This window comes from Vibrio sp. FE10 (assembly GCF_030297155.1).
Lineage (GTDB): Bacteria > Pseudomonadota > Gammaproteobacteria > Enterobacterales > Vibrionaceae > Vibrio > Vibrio apostichopi.
Window position 1 is genome coordinate 3,133,556 of sequence record NZ_AP028067.1, and the last position, 21,189, is coordinate 3,154,744.

The 21,189-nt window shown below is 44.0% G+C and carries 18 protein-coding genes and 2 tRNA genes; 4 read left to right on the top strand and 16 right to left on the bottom strand.

Translation table 11 applies throughout. The features are described 5' to 3' along the window. Positions 1-100 precede the first annotated feature (100 nt). The 13 genes from rpsO to rlmE all read right to left on the bottom strand — a co-directional run bounded on the left by rpsO (position 101) and on the right by rlmE (position 13,012). Positions 101-370, bottom strand: coding sequence for a 30S ribosomal protein S15 (gene rpsO / locus QUF19_RS13900; protein WP_004734493.1), 270 nt, complete (start codon positions 368-370; stop codon positions 101-103). A 381-nt stretch (positions 371-751) separates the two neighbouring features. Then, positions 752-1,705, bottom strand: a complete 954-nt coding sequence (truB, locus tag QUF19_RS13905; protein WP_017108759.1) for a tRNA pseudouridine(55) synthase TruB — start codon at positions 1,703-1,705, stop codon at positions 752-754. After that, a complete protein-coding gene (rbfA, locus tag QUF19_RS13910) occupies positions 1,705-2,118 on the bottom strand; it encodes a 30S ribosome-binding factor RbfA (protein WP_017106942.1) in 414 nt (137 codons plus the stop codon). The genes truB and rbfA overlap by 1 nt, the downstream gene beginning before the upstream one ends. A gap of 134 nt (positions 2,119-2,252) precedes the next feature. After that, complete coding sequence (gene infB / locus QUF19_RS13915; protein WP_076672205.1) at positions 2,253-4,943, bottom strand: translation initiation factor IF-2; 2,691 nt, start codon at positions 4,941-4,943, stop codon at positions 2,253-2,255. Positions 4,944-4,965: 22 nt separating this feature from the next. Next, positions 4,966-6,453: a transcription termination factor NusA gene (gene nusA, locus QUF19_RS13920; protein WP_065103003.1), complete on the bottom strand. Its 1,488-nt coding sequence runs from the start codon at positions 6,451-6,453 to the stop codon at positions 4,966-4,968. A 35-nt stretch (positions 6,454-6,488) separates the two neighbouring features. Continuing rightward, positions 6,489-6,944, bottom strand: coding sequence for a ribosome maturation factor RimP (gene rimP, locus QUF19_RS13925; protein WP_004734501.1), 456 nt, complete (start codon positions 6,942-6,944; stop codon positions 6,489-6,491). 235 nt (positions 6,945-7,179) lie between these two features. Continuing rightward, positions 7,180-7,256, bottom strand: a tRNA-Met gene (locus tag QUF19_RS13930). A gap of 53 nt (positions 7,257-7,309) precedes the next feature. Next, a tRNA-Leu gene (locus tag QUF19_RS13935) sits at positions 7,310-7,394 on the bottom strand. Between the two features lie 16 nt (positions 7,395-7,410). Next, on the bottom strand, positions 7,411-7,743 hold the full coding sequence (secG, locus tag QUF19_RS13940) for a preprotein translocase subunit SecG (protein ID WP_029223252.1): 333 nt from the start codon (positions 7,741-7,743) through the stop codon (positions 7,411-7,413). 278 nt (positions 7,744-8,021) lie between these two features. Further along, positions 8,022-9,362 carry a phosphoglucosamine mutase gene (glmM, locus tag QUF19_RS13945; RefSeq protein WP_286294691.1) on the bottom strand — a complete coding sequence of 447 codons (1,341 nt, stop codon included), beginning with the start codon at positions 9,360-9,362 and terminating at the stop codon, positions 8,022-8,024. Positions 9,363-9,384: 22 nt separating this feature from the next. Continuing rightward, complete coding sequence (gene folP, locus QUF19_RS13950; RefSeq protein WP_286294693.1) at positions 9,385-10,215, bottom strand: dihydropteroate synthase; 831 nt, start codon at positions 10,213-10,215, stop codon at positions 9,385-9,387. 89 nt (positions 10,216-10,304) lie between these two features. Next, positions 10,305-12,275: an ATP-dependent zinc metalloprotease FtsH gene (ftsH, locus tag QUF19_RS13955; RefSeq protein ID WP_286294694.1), complete on the bottom strand. Its 1,971-nt coding sequence runs from the start codon at positions 12,273-12,275 to the stop codon at positions 10,305-10,307. 107 nt (positions 12,276-12,382) lie between these two features. After that, the gene (gene rlmE, locus QUF19_RS13960; protein ID WP_017106934.1) at positions 12,383-13,012 is read right to left on the bottom strand and encodes a 23S rRNA (uridine(2552)-2'-O)-methyltransferase RlmE; all 630 of its coding nucleotides are present in this window, start codon (positions 13,010-13,012) and stop codon (positions 12,383-12,385) included. A gap of 114 nt (positions 13,013-13,126) precedes the next feature. Between rlmE and yhbY the strand changes: the two genes are divergently transcribed. Beyond that, complete coding sequence (gene yhbY / locus QUF19_RS13965) at positions 13,127-13,423, top strand: ribosome assembly RNA-binding protein YhbY (protein ID WP_004738252.1); 297 nt, start codon at positions 13,127-13,129, stop codon at positions 13,421-13,423. Positions 13,424-13,548: 125 nt separating this feature from the next. On the opposite strand, the gene greA is transcribed toward yhbY, so the two are convergent. Next, on the bottom strand, positions 13,549-14,022 hold the full coding sequence (greA, locus tag QUF19_RS13970) for a transcription elongation factor GreA (protein ID WP_017079993.1): 474 nt from the start codon (positions 14,020-14,022) through the stop codon (positions 13,549-13,551). A gap of 515 nt (positions 14,023-14,537) precedes the next feature. Between greA and QUF19_RS13975 the strand changes: the two genes are divergently transcribed. Next, positions 14,538-15,572, top strand: coding sequence for a porin (locus QUF19_RS13975; RefSeq protein WP_286294696.1), 1,035 nt, complete (start codon positions 14,538-14,540; stop codon positions 15,570-15,572). 112 nt (positions 15,573-15,684) lie between these two features. Further along, complete coding sequence (dacB, locus tag QUF19_RS13980; protein ID WP_286294697.1) at positions 15,685-17,118, top strand: serine-type D-Ala-D-Ala carboxypeptidase; 1,434 nt, start codon at positions 15,685-15,687, stop codon at positions 17,116-17,118. A 110-nt stretch (positions 17,119-17,228) separates the two neighbouring features. Here the strand turns inward: dacB and QUF19_RS13985 are convergent, their stop codons facing one another. Together QUF19_RS13985 and tyrS are read right to left on the bottom strand one after the other, a co-directional pair. After that, complete coding sequence (locus QUF19_RS13985) at positions 17,229-18,074, bottom strand: magnesium transporter (protein WP_016768990.1); 846 nt, start codon at positions 18,072-18,074, stop codon at positions 17,229-17,231. Positions 18,075-18,499: 425 nt separating this feature from the next. Beyond that, positions 18,500-19,687 carry a tyrosine--tRNA ligase gene (tyrS, locus tag QUF19_RS13990; RefSeq protein WP_017633272.1) on the bottom strand — a complete coding sequence of 396 codons (1,188 nt, stop codon included), beginning with the start codon at positions 19,685-19,687 and terminating at the stop codon, positions 18,500-18,502. Between the two features lie 129 nt (positions 19,688-19,816). Here tyrS and shyC point away from each other — a divergent pair, with 129 nt between their 5' ends. After that, the gene (gene shyC / locus QUF19_RS13995; RefSeq protein WP_102437746.1) at positions 19,817-21,106 is read left to right on the top strand and encodes a peptidoglycan DD-endopeptidase ShyC; all 1,290 of its coding nucleotides are present in this window, start codon (positions 19,817-19,819) and stop codon (positions 21,104-21,106) included. Positions 21,107-21,189 lie beyond the last annotated feature (83 nt).

A 21,189-nucleotide genomic window follows, 5' to 3' on the forward strand; every position in this document is an offset into this window, starting at 1 on the left:
CAGATGATATTCTGTGCATCCGGCCAAACATTTTCTTACAGGCACAAAAAAAGGAGCATAAATGCTCCTTTTCTTCAAACTGTCTTTGCAGACATCGCTATTAGCGACGTAGGCCTAGACGCTTGATTAGGTCTTGGTAACGAGTAAGGTTTTTGCCTTTCAAGTAATCAAGAAGCTTACGACGGCTAGAAACCATACGTAATAGACCACGACGGCTGTGGTGATCGTGTTTGTGCGCTTTGAAGTGACCTTGTAGGTGGTTGATAGAAGCAGTAAGTAGTGCTACTTGTACTTCTGGTGAACCTGTGTCGCCTTCAGATTGTGCGTATTCTGCAACGATTGCTGCTTTAGTTTCTGCATTCAGAGACATAAATCTCTCCTGATAAGAGTAAGTTTATATTTGTAGCAGCCAATCTCTGATTCAGCCGCTACGCGAGCCGAAGATTATAGGGAAGTTTACGTGTTGGTGCAATAACAATCGAACTGATGAAAAACGAAAAAAGCGAACCATTAAAATTAAGGGCTCGCTTTCTGTATTATCTACTCGTCTTTCACGACTCAGCGCTAATATCAGACTCGATTTAATACCAATCACAGTAAGTAAGTGATCATAAATAGCGTAGGAAAAAGGCTTGAGAACAAGGCAGAAATTTTCGATAAGTAGTTATTCTACAATCAAAATTTATAACGAAGTTATCGAGCGTTTTAACAAGCTAGGATGACCAGTTATTTACTACGATTGGTATAGGCGTTACGCTTGTGGCTCTTCATCTCTGAAAACAACCAAACGTTTCGGTGCAACTCGGCCATCTTCAGCAATTTGAGCAACGCCAACAAACAGCTTCTCTTCACCGCTTGTCATGCGAACGGTACCTTCAGCAGGAGCGCCTGCGACTTGAACGGGCATACCGTGCTGAACAAGATCAGTCAGTTCCGCATTCAAGTTAACTTCAGGTAAATCTTCTACAGCCGTGTCCATTGGCATTAGCAATGGATCAAGCAACTCTTTAGGTGCAATTTCTTGCGCTTGTGCTTGCTCTAGAATTTCGTTCAGCTGCTCCAAGGTAACCATGCGTTCATACGGGTACTTTGCAACACCAGTACGACGAAGCATTGTCACATGAGCACCACAACCTAGCATTTCACCAAGATCGTCGGTGATCGTACGGATATAAGTCCCTTTAGAACAATGCACTTCCATCTCAACTTCATCGCCTTCAAAGCGAAGTAGCTCAATAGAGTACACAGTGATCTTGCGAGACTCACGAGGAACCTCGATACCTGCACGTGCGTATTCATACAAAGGCTTACCTTGATACTTCAATGCTGAGAACATTGATGGTATCTGGTCGGTTTCACCTTTGAAGCTTGCAATGCAGCGTTCAAGTTGCTCTTGAGTCACGTTGATATCACGCGTTTCAACCACTTCACCATCAGAGTCTGAAGTGTTGGTACGCTCACCAAGCTTAGCAATAACAACGTAGCGCTTATCAGAATCTAATAGAAACTGAGAAAACTTCGTTGCTTCACCAAGACAAATTGGCAGCATGCCAGTCGCAAGAGGATCCAGAGCACCGGTGTGCCCTGCTTTCTCTGCAAAGTAAATACGTTTTACTTTTTGCAGTGCATCATTAGATGAAATACCTGTCGGCTTATCTAACAGAATTACCCCGTTTATAGGGCGACCTTTACGACGGCGAGCCATTACTCTTCGTCCTTAGACTGAGTATCCTCAGTACGGCCAGCTTCTTCTTGCTTACGCTTGTCGTCGTTCAATACTTCGCTAACTAGGTTAGACATACGCATGCCTTCAACCAAAGTGTTGTCGTAAGTAAAGCGAACTTCAGGTGTTAGACGGTGACGAATACGCTTACCAAGAGCCATACGAACTGGCACTTCATGCTCTTTAAGAGCAGCAAGACATGATTCAGGTGTTTGCTCACCGATACATAGGAAAGTCACGAACACTTTTGCGTAAGCAAGGTCACGAGACACTTCTACATCTGAAATCGTTACCATACCAATGCGTGAGTCACGAACTTCACGTTGTAGGATAAGTGCTAGCTCTTTTTGAAGCTGCTGAGACACACGTTGTGTGCGGCTAAATTCTTTTGACATTTTCTTTTCTCACTTAGAAAGATGGGGGGCTTGGTAATTACCAGCCCCCCATGGTGTATTCAACAACCGATTACTTATTACCTTTACTAGTAATGTTAGTAACCTTAGTCAATATGTCGAGTCGTACAGACTGATTAGTCTAGAGTACGTTTAACTTCAACAATTTCGAATACTTCGATCTGGTCACCAACGCGAACGTCGTTGTAGTTCTTAACGCCGATACCACACTCGTAACCATTTTTAACTTCTTGAACGTCATCTTTAAAGCGACGAAGTGACTCTAGTTCACCTTCGTAGATAACAACGTTTTCGCGAAGTACGCGGATTGGGTTGCTACGCTTAATAGTACCTTCAGTAACGATACAACCAGCGATTGCACCAAGTTTAGGCGACTTAAATACGTCACGAACTTGAGCAAGACCAATGATCTCTTGACGGAATTCAGGAGCAAGCATACCACCCATCGCCTGTTTCACTTCGTCGATCAGTTGGTAAATGATTGAGTAGTAACGTAGATCTAGGTTTTCATTCTGAACAGTACCGCGCGCAGTTGCGTCAGCACGTACGTTGAAACCAAGGATGATAGCGTTAGAAGCTGCTGCAAGCGTTGCATCAGTTTCCGTAATACCACCAACACCAGAACCTACGATGTTCACTTTAACTTCGTCAGTTGACAGTTTCAGTAGAGAGTCAGCAATCGCTTCTACAGAACCTTGAACGTCTGCTTTAAGTACAACGTTAAGTTCAGCAACTTCACCAGCCGTCATGTTCGCGAACATGTTCTCTAGTTTCGCTTTTTGTTGGCGAGCTAGTTTAACATCACGGAATTTACCTTGACGGTAGTTTGCAACTTCACGCGCTTTACGCTCATCACGTACAACCGTTGCTTCATCACCTGAAGCAGGAACGCCAGAAAGACCTAGAATTTCTACAGGGATAGATGGACCTGCAGTTTCGATGTCTTTACCGTTTTCATCACGCATTGCACGAACACGGCCGTACTCTTGACCACAAAGAACGATGTCGCCTTTGTTTAGAGTACCAGACTGTACTAGTACTGTTGCAACTGGACCGCGACCTTTATCAAGACGAGATTCAACAACAACACCAGATGCCATGCCTTCTTTAACCGCTGTAAGTTCAAGAACTTCAGACTGAAGAAGGATAGCTTCTAGAAGACCATCGATGTTTGTACCCTGTTTTGCAGAGATGTGAACGAAGATGTTCTCACCGCCCCATTCTTCAGGGATAACGTCGTATTGAGCTAGCTCATTCTTAACGTTGTCTGGGTTTGCACCCTCTTTGTCGATCTTGTTCACAGCAACAATCAGAGGAACGCCTGCCGCTTTCGCGTGCTGGATTGCTTCGATTGTTTGTGGCATTACGCCATCGTCTGCTGCAACAACAAGTACAACGATATCTGTCGCTTGAGCACCACGAGCACGCATAGCTGTAAACGCCGCGTGTCCAGGAGTATCAAGGAACGTGATCATGCCGTTGTCAGTATCTACGTGGTAAGCACCAATGTGCTGCGTGATACCGCCAGCTTCGCCAGAAGCAACGTGTGCTTTACGAATGTAATCAAGTGTAGAAGTTTTACCGTGGTCAACGTGACCCATGATAGTAACAACAGGAGCACGACCTTCTGCGATAGCATCGCTATCACGGTCAGCTAGCACTGCTTCTTCTAATTCGTTTTCTTTGCGAAGGATAACCTTGTGGCCCATTTCTTCAGCAACAAGTTGTGCTGTTTCTTGGTCGATCACTTGGTTGATAGTCGCCATAGCGCCCATCTTCATCATCACTTTGATAACTTCAGTTGCTTTAACTGACATTTTGCTAGCCAGTTCAGAAACAACGATAGTTTCGCCGATAGCAACATCAGATTTAGCAACAGTTGCTGACTTATCGAAGCCTTGTTGCATTGAAGTTGGTTTAGCTAGCTTACCTTTACCGCCACGACCACGTTGGTTACGACCACCACGGTTGTTGCCAGGTTGAGCTGCTGGAGCAGGTTTCTTCTTGCGACGACGAGGAGCTTTCTCATCTTTTTTATCAGCCGCATCTTCTGCTTCACGAGCATAAGTAGAAGTAGTCACATGGTAATCCGCAGATTTCTCTTGCTCTTTCTTCTTCTTCTCTTCTTCAGACCAACGTTCTTGGTTTTCTTCTGCTAACTTACGAGCCTCTTCAACAAGCTTAGCTGCTTCAGCTTCTGCTTTACGAGTTGCTTCTTGCTCTTGACGAGCTTTTAGTTCATCCGCTTCTTTTTTCGCTTGTGCGTTAGCGTCTGCATTTTTTGAATTCATGTCTTTTTTAGCCTTATCAGCTTGTGCGCGTTGAGCCTTCTCTTCAGCTTCACGTTTTGCATCCGCTTCACGTGTTACTTTTGCTTCGGCTTCGCGCTGTGCTTTCTCTGCAGCATCACGTTTCGCTTGCTCTTCAGCATCGCGTTGTGCTTTCTCTTCCGCTTCACGATTAGCTGCATCCTCAGCCTCACGTTTCGCTTCATCTTCAATAGCGCTGCGCTTCACGTAAGTACGTTTTTTACGTACCTCTACTTGAACATCCTTACTCTTACCGCCTCCAGCGGCAACACTTAGCGTGCTGCGGGTCTTGCGTTGAAGAGTTAAACGAGTCGGTTCTGTTTCACCTGAAGTATCGCCGTGCTCCTTTTTAAGGTGCGTTAGCAATGTTTGCTTCTCTGAATCAGTCACTTGATCCGACCCTGCTTTCTTCATGCCTGCATCAGCAAGTTGTTCAATTAAGCGGTCAACTGGCGTACCAATCTCTTCACTCAGTGCTTTAACTGTTAATTGTGTCATACCGCTCTCTCTCCTTGCTGAATTATTCTTCGTCGCCGAACCAACAGATGTTACGCGCAGCCATAATCAGCTCGCCCGCACGCTCTGCAGTTAGGTCTTCGATGCCTTCTAGTTCATCAACGCCTTGGTCAGCTAGGTCTTCCAATGTAGCAACGCCTTTTGCAGCTAGCTTGTAAGCCATTTCACGCTCAAGACCTTCAAGTGCAAGTAGGTCTTCAGCAGGCTCAACACCATCGAAAGTTTCTTCTTTCGCTAGCGCTAGAGTAGTCAGTGCGTCTTTTGCGCGGTTACGTAGTTCTTCGACGATACCTTCGTCTAGACCGTCCACTTCAAGAAGCTCGTTTACAGGAACGTAGGCTACTTCTTCAAGCGTAGAGAAACCTTCTTCAACAAGCATTTGAGCAAAGTCTTCTTCGATGTCTAGGTGCTTCATGAAGTTTTCAATTGAAGCAACGGCTTCTTCTTGGTGCTTCTTCTGAAGATCTTCAACAGTCATTACGTTCAGTTCCCAACCAGTTAGTTGAGAAGCTAGACGTACGTTTTGACCGCTACGACCGATAGCTTGCGCTAGGTTGTCAGCTTCAACCGCGATGTCCATTGAATGTGTATCTTCATCAACGATGATAGAAGCCACATCAGCAGGAGCCATTGCGTTGATTACGAATTGCGCCGGGTTATCGTCCCAAAGCACGATATCGATACGCTCACCGCCAAGGTCGTTAGAAACAGCTTGTACACGTGCACCACGCATACCAACACACGCACCAACAGGGTCAATACGTTTGTCGTTTGTTTTAACAGCGATTTTAGCACGAGAACCAGCGTCACGTGCAGCACCTTTAAGTTCAATTAGCTCTTCACCAATCTCAGGCACTTCAACGCGGAATAGTTCAGCTAGCATTTCAGGCTTAGAGCGAGTAATGAACAACTGGAAGCCGCGAGCTTCTGGCTTAACTGCGTATAGAAGACCACGAACACGGTCACCTGGACGGAAGTTTTCACGAGGAAGCTGGTCATCACGAAGGATTACCGCTTCAGCGTTGCTACCTAGGTCTAGGATAATAGTGTCACGGTTTACTTTCTTAACAACACCAGTAACTAGCTCACCTTCGTTATCGATGAACTGCTCAACGATTTGAGCACGCTCAGCTTCACGTACTTTCTGTACGATAACTTGCTTAGCCGTTTGAGTCGTAATACGGTCAAACGTTACTGATTCGATGTCATCTTCAATGAAACCGCCAAGTTCGATCTCTGGGTCATCGTACTTCGCAGCTTCAATAGAGATTTCTTTTGTTGGGAATTCAACTTCCTCAACAGCTTCCCAACGGCGGAAAGTTTCGAAATTACCCGTTTTACGGTCAATTTCAACACGAACTTCGATTTCTAGTTCGCTTTTCTTTTTTGTTGCCGTTGCAAGCGCGATTTCAAGCGCTTCAAAAATACGCTCACGAGGAACTGCTTTCTCATTAGAAACAGCTTCTACTACCGCCAAAATTTCTTTGTTCATTAATCTAGCCTCTTAAGCTCATCTCTCTAGGAGAACTAAAATTTAGGGATCAGGTTAGCTTTCGCAATATTGCTCAGGACGAATTCTTCTTCTTGTCCTTCAACCAATACTTTTACTGTCTCGCCTTCAATAGATTGGATATCACCTTTCCATTTACGACGGTTGCCGACAGCCATTTTCAAAACGATGCTTACCTCGTGACCAATAAATTGTTGGTAATGCTCTGCTTTGAACAGTGGTCTCTCTAAACCTGGTGAAGAAACTTCAAGGTTATAAGCCACTGAAATTGGATCTTCAACGTCCATTACGGCACTTACTTGGTGACTAACTTCAGAGCAATCGTCTACATTGATACCATTTGGTGAATCGATGTAAATACGTAGCGTTGAGTGCTCACCAGCACGAATAAATTCTAATCCAACTAACTCATAACCTGATGCTGCTACTGGAGCGTCAAGCATTTCAGTAAGTTGTCTTTCTAAACCAGTCATTTAACCACTCCAGAAACAAAAAAAGGGCTCAAAGCCCAATTTAAATTCCAAGCAAACATTATCTAAATTGCATTTACAAATGCTTAGATAACAAAAAACCCCGTATAAGCCGGGGTTTTTGTTGCTGGACCCTTATATGTTAAGTGCCATCATATTTGATATTACACTTAACTCACAGTGAGGTTCACACTGTGCAAACTTGCTACCAATACACGCTATATAATAGCATTGGAATTGGTTGCGGGAGCCGGATTTGAACCGACGACCTTCGGGTTATGAGCCCGACGAGCTACCAAACTGCTCCATCCCGCGTCCGACTTGTGAGCATTATACGCCCAACAAGATGTTTTACAAGTTTGTAAACATGGTGCCGAGAGAGGGACTCGAACCCTCACACCCTAAGGCACTAGCACCTCATGCTAGCGTGTCTACCAATTTCACCATCTCGGCATCAAATCTTTGCAGATTATTGTGGAATCTCGTCGCCTTGCGCCGGAACTTCACTCACTGCATCTTCAGCTTGCTGAATTACCTGACCTTCAGTCGGGTTAATCCATTGTGACTCAGTTTTATGTGTAGACATATTACCAAGCACTAAGCTAAGGATAAAAAATGTAGTTGCAAAAATTGCAGTCATTCGGGTAAGGAAATTTCCTGAGCCACCAGCACCAAACACAGTGTTTGAAGCGCCAGCACCGAATGAGGCTCCCATATCTGCGCCTTTACCTTGTTGAATCAACACTAGGCCAATTACACCAAGCGCTGCCAACAGGTAAATCACAAGTAGAACTGTAAACATTTTTCCACCTATGTTCCTAATTGTTGAGCCAGCGCCGTTCAAAAAACTATTTTTAAGAACAAGGCTAGCGACCTCCTAACTGAAGGCCGAGCAATACTAGCGAATGCGACGATGACTGACAAGGGGAATTTGCTAAAAAATAAGCCTTTAACAAACGAGTGGTTAAAAAAAGGTCAAAAGCGACACAAAACTCGTTTGTGTCGCTTTTCAGCAAGGCATAAGTTAAACAGACCTAATCACGGGCATGATGATGCACGCCACAGCGATAAACTATTTAATTAGCAATTCGCTTTTACAGCATCAGCAATCTTAAGTGCAGATTTCTGAACAAGATCAGCATCTTCACCTTCAACCATCACTCTCAATAGAGGCTCTGTACCTGACTTACGCAGTAATACTCGCCCTTTTTCGCCAAGCTCAGCTTCCACTTCAACAACAGCCGTTTTAACCGCCTCTGCTTCTAGTGGGTTTGAGTCACCGCTGAAACGAACATTTTCTAAAACTTGAGGGTATAACGTCATACCTTGAGAAAGTTCATTCAGTGTCATTTCACTATCAACCACTGAAGCCAACACTTGCAGCGCAGCAACGATGGCATCACCCGTCGTTACTTTATCTAATAGAATCACATGGCCAGAGTTTTCTGCACCGATCTTCCAGCCTTTAACAAGAAGCTGCTCCATTACATAACGGTCACCTACAGCAGCACGTACAAATGGAATACCTAATTGCTTAAGTCCATTTTCCATACCAAGGTTCGTCATCAATGTACCAACAACACCGCCTTTTAGTTCACCACGACGTAGCGCATCACGAGCAATGATGTAAGCGATTTGGTCGCCATCAACCTTGTTGCCTAGCTCATCAACCATAATGATACGGTCACCGTCGCCATCAAAGCCAAGGCCTAGAGCTGCTTTCTCTTCAACCACTTTAGCTTGCAGAGCACGCACATCTGTCGCACCTACTTCGTGGTTGATGTTCGTGCCATTAGGCTCCACGCCCATAGCAATGACTTCAGCACCCAACTCTTTAAATACAGCAGGTGCGATGTGGTAAGTAGCACCGTGTGCGCAATCAACCACTATTTTCATTCCGGCTAATGTCATTTTGTGCGGGAATGTACTTTTACAAAATTCAATATAACGGCCTGCTGCATCATTTAAGCGAACAGCTTTACCTAGTACTGAAGATTCCACGCACTCGATATCTTTGTCTAGTTCAGCTTCGATTGCCAACTCAATTTCGTCTGACAACTTAGTACCTTCAGAAGAGAAGAACTTAATGCCGTTATCGTAATATGGGTTGTGTGATGCCGAGATAACGATCCCCGCCTCAGCACGGAAAGTTTGTGTTAGGTAAGCAACAGCTGGTGTCGGCATTGGCCCCGTAAACGTAGCCTGAAGACCCGCAGCAGCTAAGCCAGCTTCTAAAGCAGACTCAAGCATGTAACCAGAAATACGAGTATCTTTACCGATAATCACTTTCTTTGTGCCCTGCTTTGCCAAAACACGACCCGCAGCCCAGCCAAGCTTCAAAACAAAATCAGGTGTAATTGGGTACTGACCCACTTTGCCACGTACGCCATCTGTTCCGAAGTAACGTCTTTTATCAGACATATTGATTTTCCTTAATTATTATTTAGTGATTGTTGTTCATCACTTCAATTATCTTCATCGCTTCCAATGTATCTTCTACATCGTGAACGCGAATAATTTGAGCACCTTTCATCGCTGCAATGGTGGCGCAAGTAACACTTCCTACCATGCAATCTGCTGGTGCTTTATCTAGCAGCTTAAAGATCATCGATTTTCTCGAGATACCCGCTAAGATTGGCAAGCCAAGCGTATGAAATTTTTCAAGGTGCGCTAATAGGTGGTAATTATGCTCTATGGTTTTACCAAAGCCAAAACCAGGATCTAAAATAAGTTGCTCTTTAGATATGCCGACAGCCTCACAAGCCTCAACCCTTTCTTTTAAAAAGTCTTCAACATCCGTGAAAACATCGTCATAGCTAGGGTTAGCTTGCATGGTTCTTGGCTGGCCTTTCATGTGCATCAAACAAACGGGAACTTGAGCTTGAGCAGCAGCCTCTAAAGCACCCGGCTCTTGCAGAGCTCGCACATCATTGATCAAGTCAGCTCCCGCTTCAACGGCTTGACGCATCACTTCCGCTTTGCTGGTATCAATAGAAATCCACACATCAAAATTAGCTCGAATCGCTTTAATTGCAGGTATAACCCTTGAGAGTTCATCTTCCAATGTAACTTCAGGCGCTCCCGGTCGGGTAGATTCACCACCGATATCAATAATACTGACACCAGCTTTGATCATGCGTTCAGCTTGCTGCAATGCTTTCTCTAATGAGTTGAATTGACCACCATCAGAAAATGAGTCGGGCGTAACATTGAGGATACCCATCACATGCGGACGGTCTAAAAGGAGTGTTTTACTGTTTGCTTGTAATATCATGGAAGGCAGGTCTTAAAAGGTTAAAACACTTTGCGCTAGAAACAGAAAAACCCTGAGCGTACTCAGGGTTTTAATTAATAGCTTAGCGATTAAGAATCTTTGTTTTGAGCGTCATCTGATTCAGATTTAGCTTCTTCAACTTTTGACTCTTCAGCTTTTGGTTCGGCTTTAGCTTCAGGTTTTTCCTCAGCTTCAGGCTTGGCTTCTTCCTTTGCAGGTTCAGCTTTTGCCTGGTCACCCCAACCAGCAGGCTCACGAATGTCAGTCTTACGTTCCATGAGGTCATCAATCTGACCTGCATCGATCGTTTCGTACTTCATAAGCGCATCTTTCATCGAGTGCATCAAATCCATATTATCTTCTAGGATTTGCTTAGCTCGAGCGTAGTTGCGGTCGATAAGAATGCGAATTTCTTCATCGATAAGTCGAGTTGTATCGTCAGAAACATGCTTCGCTTGACTCATGCCGCGACCTAGGAAAACTTCGCCTTCTTCTTCAGCATAAAGAAGAGGACCCAGTTTCTCAGAGAAGCCCCATTGCGTAACCATCTTACGAGCAATATCTGTTGCACGTTCGATATCGTTAGACGCACCAGTCGAAACATTATCTTTACCGTAGATAAGTTCTTCAGCAAGACGACCGCCGTACAAGCTAGAAATCATTGACTCTAGATGTTGGCGAGACATGCTTACGCGATCTTGCTCTGGTAGATACATCGTCACACCAAGTGCACGACCACGTGGGATGATTGATACTTTGTACACTGGATCGTGTTCAGGTACCAAACGACCAACAATCGCGTGACCCGCTTCGTGGTAAGCCGTTGACTCTTTCACTTCTTCAGACATAACCATTGAACGGCGCTCTGCACCCATCATGATCTTATCTTTCGCAAGTTCAAACTCAACCATAGAGACATTGCGTTTGTTTCCGCGAGCAGCAAATAGAGCCGCTTCGTTAACAAGGTTCGCAAGATCTGCACCAGAGAAACCTGGAGTACCACGAGCAATCAGAGATGGTTCAACATCGCCTGACAGTGGAACTTTACGCATGTGTACTTTAAGAATCTGTTCACGACCACGTACATCAGGTAGACCAACCACAACTTGACGGTCAAAACGACCTGGACGAAGTAGTGCTGGGTCAAGTACGTCTGGACGGTTAGTCGCAGCGATAACAATAATACCTTCGTTACCTTCGAAACCATCCATCTCAACCAGCATTTGGTTCAGTGTTTGCTCACGTTCATCGTGACCACCACCAACACCAGCGCCACGTTGACGACCTACTGCATCGATTTCATCGATAAAGATGATACATGGTGCAGCCTTCTTAGCTTGTTCGAACATGTCACGCACACGAGATGCACCAACACCAACGAACATTTCTACGAAGTCAGAACCAGAGATAGTAAAGAACGGTACTTTTGCTTCACCCGCAATCGCTTTTGCAAGCAATGTCTTACCAGTACCAGGAGGACCAACCAACAGGATACCTGTAGGAATCTTACCACCTAATTTTTGGAAACGACTTGGGTCACGAAGGTAGTCAACAAGTTCTTTAACGTCTTCTTTTGCTTCGTCACAACCTGCAACATCAGCAAACATCGTTTTAATTTGTTCTTCGCTCATCATTCGAGCTTTGCTCTTACCAAACGACATTGCGCCTTTACCGCCGCCGCCGCCTTGCATTTGACGCATGAAGAAAATCCACACACCAATCAGTAAGATCATTGGGAACCAAGAGATGAAGATAGTGCCAAGCAGGCTCTGCTCTTCAGGTGGTGTGCCCTGAACTTTCACGTTTTGGTTAATTAAGTCATCAAGTAGCTTCTGATCATAAACAGGCATGTAAGTTACATACTTAGCACCACCACCACGACGGGTGAAAGAGATTTCACTGTTATTGAACTGTGCGTCTTGAATCTGGCCTTGGCCAACTTCCTGTACAAACGTGGTGTAATCAACTGCTCTGCCATTACTTTCACCAGGGCCGAAGCTCTGGAATACAGACATAAGCACTACAGCGATAACTAGCCACAGAATTAAATTTTTTGCCATGTCACTCAAGGTGTCAGCCTCTCGATAACTAATTGTAATTAAAGGTAGGGTACTACAGTTTGTAACCTGTAGCTATATTGTTAACGGTTCAAAATCGAACAGAATCGTTAACCTTTGTAACCAGTGGCTACGATAAACACTTCACGAGAACGAGCTCGAGAAGAGTCGGGTTTTCTGACCTTAACCGTTTTAAACATCTCACGGACATCTTTAACGTATTGGTCAAACCCTTCGCCTTGGAATACTTTAACAACAAAACTACCATTGGTAGCTAGAACTTGTCGACACATATCCAAAGCTAATTCAACCAAGTACATAGCTCTTGGTTGGTCTACTGAGTTATTTCCCGCAATGTTAGGAGCCATGTCAGACATAACCACATCAACCATATTAGGTTGAATACGATCTAACAACGCTTCCAATACTGCTTCTTCGCGGAAATCACCTTGTAAAAAGCTCACTCCAGCGATTGGGTCCATAGGTAACAAGTCACACGCAATGATTTGTCCACTGTCACCAATAATCTTAGCAGCATATTGAGACCAACCGCCAGGAGCTGCACCCAAATCCACAACGGTCATCGCAGGAGACAACAATTTATCTTTCGCTTGAATCTCTTCCATTTTGAAATAAGCACGTGAACGATAGCCTTTCTTTCTCGCCTCATTTGCGTACTTGTCGTCGAAGTGTTCCTTCAACCAACGGCCTGAACTGGCCGAGTGTTTCTGTTTACTCATTGGATACCTAAATTGGAGGAAAGTACTAATTGCTGAATAAATTATAGTCTTCAGCATTAGATGGCGTTAAAATAGGTTTTTTCAACCCTAATACTAAAGAAAATTGGCCGCGTAATGAACCTAAGTACCAAACAAAAGCAGCATCTAAAGGGCCTAGCTCACAGTTTAAAACCTGTAGTGCTAATGGGCGCAAATGGACTTACTGAAGCTGTTCTAGCGGAAATCGAATTAGCTCTAGACCATCACGAACTGATCAAGATTAAAGTAGCATCAGAAGACCGTGAGACTAAGCAACTGATTATCGATGCAATTGTACGTGAAACTAAAGCTGAGAAAGTACAAACTATCGGTAAAGTTCTTGTACTGTTCCGTCAGTCTGAAGCACGTAAAATCGAGATTCCACGCAAATAAGCTAGTTTGTCATCAAGCTAGATCCGCAACAAGAAAGCCACTGTGCTTATCTTTTAGTGTAGCGTGAGAAACGAAAAAGGTCGCATTAGCGACCTTTTTACTTATTAGAACCAAAGTAAATTCAATTAGATGTATTCTACTTTGTCGATTTCGAAGTCTTTATCACCGCCAGGTGTAGAGATAATAACCTCGTCACCTTCCATCTTACCAATCAGACCACGAGCGATCGGTGATTTCACCGAAATGCGGCCAGTTTTGATTTCAGCTTCATCTTCAGAAACGATTTGGTAACGGAATTCTTCATCAGTATCTACGTCAATCAAAGTAACCGTAGTACCAAAGATAACCTTACCTGTGTTATCCATTTGAGTTACGTCGATGATCTGAGCTAGCGATAGCTTGTATTCGATATCTCGAATTTGAGCTTCACAGATACCCTGCTCTTCACGAGCGGCGTGATATTCAGCGTTCTCTTTCAAGTCACCTAGTTCACGTGCTTCACCAATAGCTGCTGAAATAATAGGACGTAGCTTAAGTAGGCGATCTAATTCGTCACGTAGCTTCTGAGCGCCACGTACTGTCATTGGAACCTTTTCCATTTTTTACCTCTATGCCAAAGCTTTCTTTGGCCAACATAAATCCACCCAACATACTTATTGGGTGATAGAAACAAAACGATTTGGCTTAGTGTAAACAAACTTGATGGCTAAATCACCTTTATTCCACTTTGTATTATAAAAGCTTTATCTAGGTCTAAATTACAGACATCACAAAAATGAATATTAACCTCCCCATCAATAAGTCAGCAAATAAATACCTAAAAAAAACAAAAACAAACCAAATAAACGCAGATCACACTTTTATAAAAACAAAGTTAAAACAACAGCTTAACTAACAGTAAATATAATAAAACAGTGTTCACTATTTTTATTGATATCATTTTACTAACTGACTATGGAACTTTAGGGGTAAAAAGTACCCCATGAATTGCTCTGGCAAGTTTCACGCTTTTGTTCTAAGCATGATTATGAAGCTTGATTAATACGAGCAATACACAAAAAGGATTCAAATCCTTGATAAATACCTTTATGGACAGTAATTAGGAATTAATAACATGAACAAGACTATGATCGCGCTTGCTGTATCTGCTGCAGCTCTTGCTACTGGCGCTAACGCGGCAGAACTATACAACCAAGACGGTAACTCTGTTGAAATGGGCGGCCGTGCTGAAGCTCGTCTATCTTTAAAAGATGGCAAAGCTGAAGACAAAACACGTATCCGTCTTAACTTCCTAGGTAAAGTTGAAATCCAAGACGGTCTATACGGTGTTGGTTTCTACGAAGGCGAATTCACAACTGCTGAAAACGGCGGCGCTACTGATAACAACGATGGTGATATCACTAACCGTTACACGTACGCTGGTCTAGGCGGTACATTCGGTGAAGTAACTTACGGTAAGAACGAAGGTGCTCTAGGCGTAATCACTGACTTCACAGATATCATGGCATACCACGGTAACTCTGCTGCAGACAAACTAGCTGTAGCTGACCGTTCAGACAACATGCTTTCTTACAAAGGTCAATTCCAAGACCTAGGCCTGAAAGCAAGCTACCGTTTCGCTGACCGTTCAGAAACTAACGGTGAGTTCACTGACAACGGTAAAGATGGTTACTCTCTATCTGCTATCTACGCAATCGGTGAAACTGGCGCTAAACTAGGTGCTGGTTACGCAGACCAAGACCAATCTAACGAGTACATGCTTTCTGCATCTTACGCTATCTCTGACCTGTACTTCGCAGGTGTATTCACTGATGGTGAAAAACAAGCAACTACTGTATCGGGCGATGAGTACAACAATAAATCTGTTGACTACACTGGTTACGAATTTGCAGCGGCTTACACGCTAGGTCAAACTGTATTCACAACTACGTACAACAACGCTGAAACTGATAGCGAAACGTCTGCAGACAACATCGCAATCGATGCAACGTACTACTTTAAGCCTAACTTCCGTGGCTACGTATCTTACAACTTCAACCTAATCTCTGAAGGCGATAAGATCGGTACAACTAACCTAGTATCAAACGGCCTAGCAAATTCTGCTGACGCTGAAGACGAAATCGCTCTAGGTCTACGTTACGACTTCTAATTCTGATTATCTAATTGATTAATTAGTTAATTGAGAATCAAAACGCCCGCTATCTAGCGGGCGTTTTTTATATCTGTATACTGAAAAAATCAGCCATCCAAGAAAATCTTCTATGCGCCTTCTACCTACTCTACTTCTGTGTAGTTTTTCCATCAGCGTTTCCTCTATTAACGTTTTCGCATACGCCCCTTTAGATAAACTGCCCGATGGCAGCAGCACAAGCTTAATACTGCAGTCATTGAGTGGCGATTCAAGTGAAATGAATACCGACACTACTGGTTTTTACCCACCAGCCAGTACTTTAAAACTGGTTACGGCTTTGGCGACTAAGTTGGAACTGGGGGATGACTTTCACTACACGACCGACATAGCTCGTTCTAATGAAGATGTGATGATCTCATTCAGCGGTGACCCAACGCTACAACGAGAAGATCTAAAAAGCCTTTTATCTCAATACGCTAAATCGCAATCTAAAACCATCAAGGGCAACTTATACCTCGATAACTCGGCTTATACGGGCTATCAACGAGCGGTTGGTTGGCCTTGGGACATTCTAGGCGTTTGTTACAGCGCGCCTTCTAGCGCGATGACCTTAGACAGCAACTGTGCGCAAGCTTCTATTTATACGAAAGATAACGGTTCGACACGGGTATATATTCCAGCTCATTATCCGATAGACGTGACAACCACCGCAGCCACCGTAACTCGCTCAGGGCAGAAGGCCACACAATGCGACTTAGAGCTCATAACGACTCCAGACAACGCTTACAAGCTCTCTGGTTGCTTAGTTGAGCGTAAGAAACCACTACCACTCAAGTTTGCTATTCAAAACCCAGAGCTTTATACCTACCAAGTCGTGACATCGCTTCTTAAAGAGCTGAAAATCCAAGTTAAAGGCGATGTAATTGTGGGTAAAAAAGCTAAAGCAGACAAAACTACGTTAGTCGCGAGCCACCATTCAGAAAAGCTTCCTAAACTGCTCGATACCATGTTGAAGAAATCAGACAACCTAATCGCAGACAACCTCACCAAAACATTGGGTGCAACGTTTTATGTCCAGCCTGGTAGTTTCAATAACGGCACCGAAGCGATCAAGCAGATATTACTGACTAAGGCCAACATTGACCTAAGCAAAGCTCAGTTGGTTGATGGCTCAGGGTTATCTAGAAATAACCGAATGAGATCGCAGACCATGGCACAGGTTCTGCGTTACATCTGGGATAACAACCAGCAGCTCAACCTAATCGATGCAATGCCAACATCAGGCACTGATGGCACACTCAAATATCGTCAAAGCATGCGAAAGGCACCGATCCAAGGCAATATCATCGCAAAGAGCGGCTCACTATATGGCAGCTACAACATGGCGGGGTTTGGTTTAGATAAGTCAGGTAATCCAAATTCGATCTTCGTGCAGTTTGTGCGTGATTACTTCCCTGATAAGCCAGACCCAGACAAACCAGTCGAAGCGCCTATTACCCAATTTGAACGTGCTTTCTACAAAGATGTGGTCGAGTTTAGTCAAACACAGAGCAAATCTCAGTAGCGGCTAGCTTCTTGTAAGCGGTCAATTAAACAATAGAAAATGGCGCTGAAGATCTTAAATCTTCAGCGCCATTTTTGTTTATAAGGTGTTTTTAGCTATTTTTATAGAAGCTAAGCGATACCGAGGAATGAGTTAACGACAGTGAAATAGATCCACATTCCTGAAATATCGACTATCGAAGCCAGTACTGGGCTCACTAGCACCGCAGGATCTAATTTGAATAACCGAGCAACAATCGGTAACCCAGCGCCTAGCACGGTTGATATTGTCACTTGAATAAACAGAGCGACAGCAATCGCGTAAGCAATCATATTAATGTCGTAACCACCCGTTGATTGGTTGTCACTAAACAGTAAGATGCGGCCTATCATCACCAAGGCAATCGCAAGTGCTAAGCAGATAGCAACTCTAAATTCTTTCCAAAGAACGTTCGCCCACTGGCGTTTCTTCAACTCCCCTGTGGCTAAGGCCCTAATAACCAAAGTCGCCGCTTGTGTGCCTGTATTGCCACCCGCAGCAGCGATTACTGGCATATAGATCGCCAGAAGTACTAGTTGGCTAAGAATGTCTTCATACTGAGCAATGATAAGCCCAGAGACAATACCCAGCAGCGCTAAGGCAATAATCCAACCGATACGCTGCCTAACATGGCTAAGCACTCCAGTTGAAAGGTAACCCTGTTGAGGTTCAACCTCTGAATAAATCAGCCCTAGTTGGTGAGCTAGATGTCGAGAGCGCTTCTCAAAGCCCTGCTCTTCTAGCTCACTAAGTAAAGTCTGAATCGTACTAAGAGAGCATTGCCCGAGTACTAACACCGCATCTTCAAGTGGCATACGGTTCAAAAGGTTAATTTGTTGCTCACGTCCGTACTGTTGAAAGGCATTAGATACAGCTTGGATGTCTTTCTCTGAGTACAGAGCTTCAATAGATAAAAAAGTGTTGTTCATTACCGTCATGGCGAATCTCCCGATTGGCAAAGGTAACGACCATCAAAACAAATAGCTTATAGCGAGTACACCAAGAACATATAACTCGTGTATCAAGAGCGTATAGCTAGGCGAACCAAAAGCTTAAAGCTAATATATCAATAACTTAAAGCGCTAATGTGTCTACTTGTTAGAATCTAGTGTGTGGAAAAGAATGAGGGGGAAAAACAAAGATACCCTACCTGAACGGCAGGACAATAGATCAATACCGAGACAGGTTATTCTTCTCCATTCAAACTAGGAGGATGGTCGGTATTGTTCATAAAAATCTCCAGAATTACTGTCAATATGACAGCGCGCATAGTGTAGCAATGCACGTTCAAAAACTTCGTCAACTTTGTGTCAATAAAAAAGGCATCCGTGGATGCCTTTTGTTCAATTATTGATGTGCGTTATTACTTAATAGTAATACGAGCAAACTTACGTTTACCGACTTGGTAAACTGCAGTACCTGCTTCAGGTACAAACTTGCTATCTTCAATCTTCTCGCCTTCAAGCTTAGCAGCGCCTTGCTTGATCATACGCATCGCATCAGAAGTAGAGTTTACAAGACCTGCTTCTTTTAGAACGTTCGCAATTGGCAGGCCAGCTTCGAATTCGAATTCAGGCATATCATCTGGTACTTGGTTCTTAGCAAAACGGTTAACGAACTCTTGCTCAGCCGCATCTGCATCCGCTTCACTGTGGAAACGAGCAATGATCTCTTTCGCAAGAAGTACTTTCACGTCACGAGGGTTCTTACCTGCATCAACGCCAGCTTTCAGCTCCGCAACTTCTTCAAGTGGACGGAAAGACAGTAGCTCGTAGTAGCTCCACATTAGATCGTCAGAGATAGACATGATCTTACCAAACATTTCGCTTGGTGCTTCGCTGATACCGATGTAGTTGTGCGCAGACTTAGACATCTTCTTAACGCCGTCTAGACCAACAAGTAGTGGCATCATTAGCACCGCTTGTGGTTTTTGACCTGCAGCTTTTTGCAGTTCACGACCCATTAGAAGGTTAAACTTCTGGTCAGTACCACCAAGCTCAACATCGCTCTCTAGTGCAACAGAGTCGTGACCTTGAAGAAGTGGGTACATGAATTCGTGGATTGCGATCGGTTGACCACCAGCGTAACGCTTTTTAAAGTCATCACGCTCAAGCATACGAGCAACAGTTTGGTTAGAAGCAAGACGAATCATGCCTTCTGCACCAAGCTCAGATAACCACTCAGAGTTAAAACGAATTTGCGTTTTCGCAGGATCTAGAATCTTGAATACTTGTTCTTTGTAAGTTTCAGCATTCTTCAATACGTCTTCACGGCTTAGCGGTGGACGCGTTGAGTTCTTACCAGATGGGTCACCAACCATTGCAGTGAAATCACCGATAAGGAATGTCACTTCATGACCAAGCTCTTGGAAAGCACGAAGCTTGTTAAAGATAACCGTATGGCCTAGGTGGATATCTGGAGCAGTTGGATCGGCACCCAGCTTAATGCGTAAAGGACGACCTTCTTTTAATTTAGCAATCAGTTCGTCTTCTGGAATCAGTTCTTCTACGCCACGTTTGATCTCGGCTAGTGCAGCTTCAATACTCGCCATTCTTGTTCACTCCCACAGATTTGGCAAAAATATAATAATTAGACATCTTACTTGAATAGCGATGTATTTTGAAACCAGTTACACTATTCCGTCGTCGATTTTCATAATATTTACAGAACGAACTGGAACATGTTGTCTATTTTTGCACGCCTTCCTATTTTGCACCGGGCTTTTATCGCATTTTTTAGTGCCGTAATTTTCGTCGCGATTTTCTTACTCCCCGATGTCAGTAGTTTACGTGACGATACGGGCGCTTTAGTGGTGGGGAAACATTACCCACTGACTATCAATGCATCTGCACTTGTTAGCTCGAGTGACGCACCGCCGACGGCTGTGCTTAATTGGGAGAAATATACCGTTCGTTCTGGCGAAAGCACCTCTGTCTTATTTGAACGTATTGGCCTCTCATACCGCTTGCTGATCACGCTACTCAATACCAATAATGATATTAAGAAGCAGCTGTCTAACCTAAGACCTGGCGATGTATTGCAATTCGGTTTTGATGAAAACAACGACCTTATTCAGTTAAAACGACAACTTAGTGCGTTTGAAAGCTTCAAAATCACTAAGTCTGGCGATTCGTTTACCTCTAGCATCGACAAGAAAGAAGTTGCCTACCAATACAATTACGCTGAAGCCAACATTACCTCTAACTTCTGGAATGCAGGCGTTAGCGCAGGTTTAACCGCAAACCAAATCATGGAACTCGCCGGTATCTTCGGTTGGGATATCGACTTTGCGTTGGATATTCGTAAGAACGACAGCTTCAAAATCTTGTATCAAGAAAAAGTGGTTGAAGGCGAAGTGATTGGCCGCGGCAAGATCATGGCTGCTGTGTTTAAAAACCAAGGCGATTCATTTACTGCGGTACTGGATGACAAGAGCGGCAACTACTTCGATGAGAATGGTCGTGCGATGAAGAAAGCTTTCTTACGCTCGCCAATTGACTTCCGTCGTGTAACATCGAACTTTAACCCACGCAGAAAACACCCAGTGACAGGCAAGGTTCGAGCTCACCGTGGTACTGACTATGCAGCTCCTGTTGGCACACCTATTTGGGCAGCCGGTGATGGTATTGTTCAGAAGTCGGGTTATAACCAATTCAACGGTAACTATGTGTTCATTCGACACAGTAACACCTACATCACTAAGTACCTGCACATGAAGCGACGTATGGTGAAAACAGGCCAGCGCGTAAAACAAGGTCAAACCATTGGTACTTTGGGTGGTACAGGTCGTGTTACTGGACCGCACTTACACTATGAATTCTTGGTCAATGGCGTACATAAAAATGCGCGTACCGTGAAATTGCCGCAATCGAAGTCGTTAACCGGTAAAGCAAAAGCAACCTTCATTGCTAACTCTGAGATTCGACTGAATAACCTTGAACGATACGGCCAGTTGCTAGCGACTAATTAGATTACTAGCAACCAATTAAGGTTAAGAACCCTATAAATAAACGGAAAGAGCGCCCACCAAGGCGCTCTTTTTATTTCCGTCGA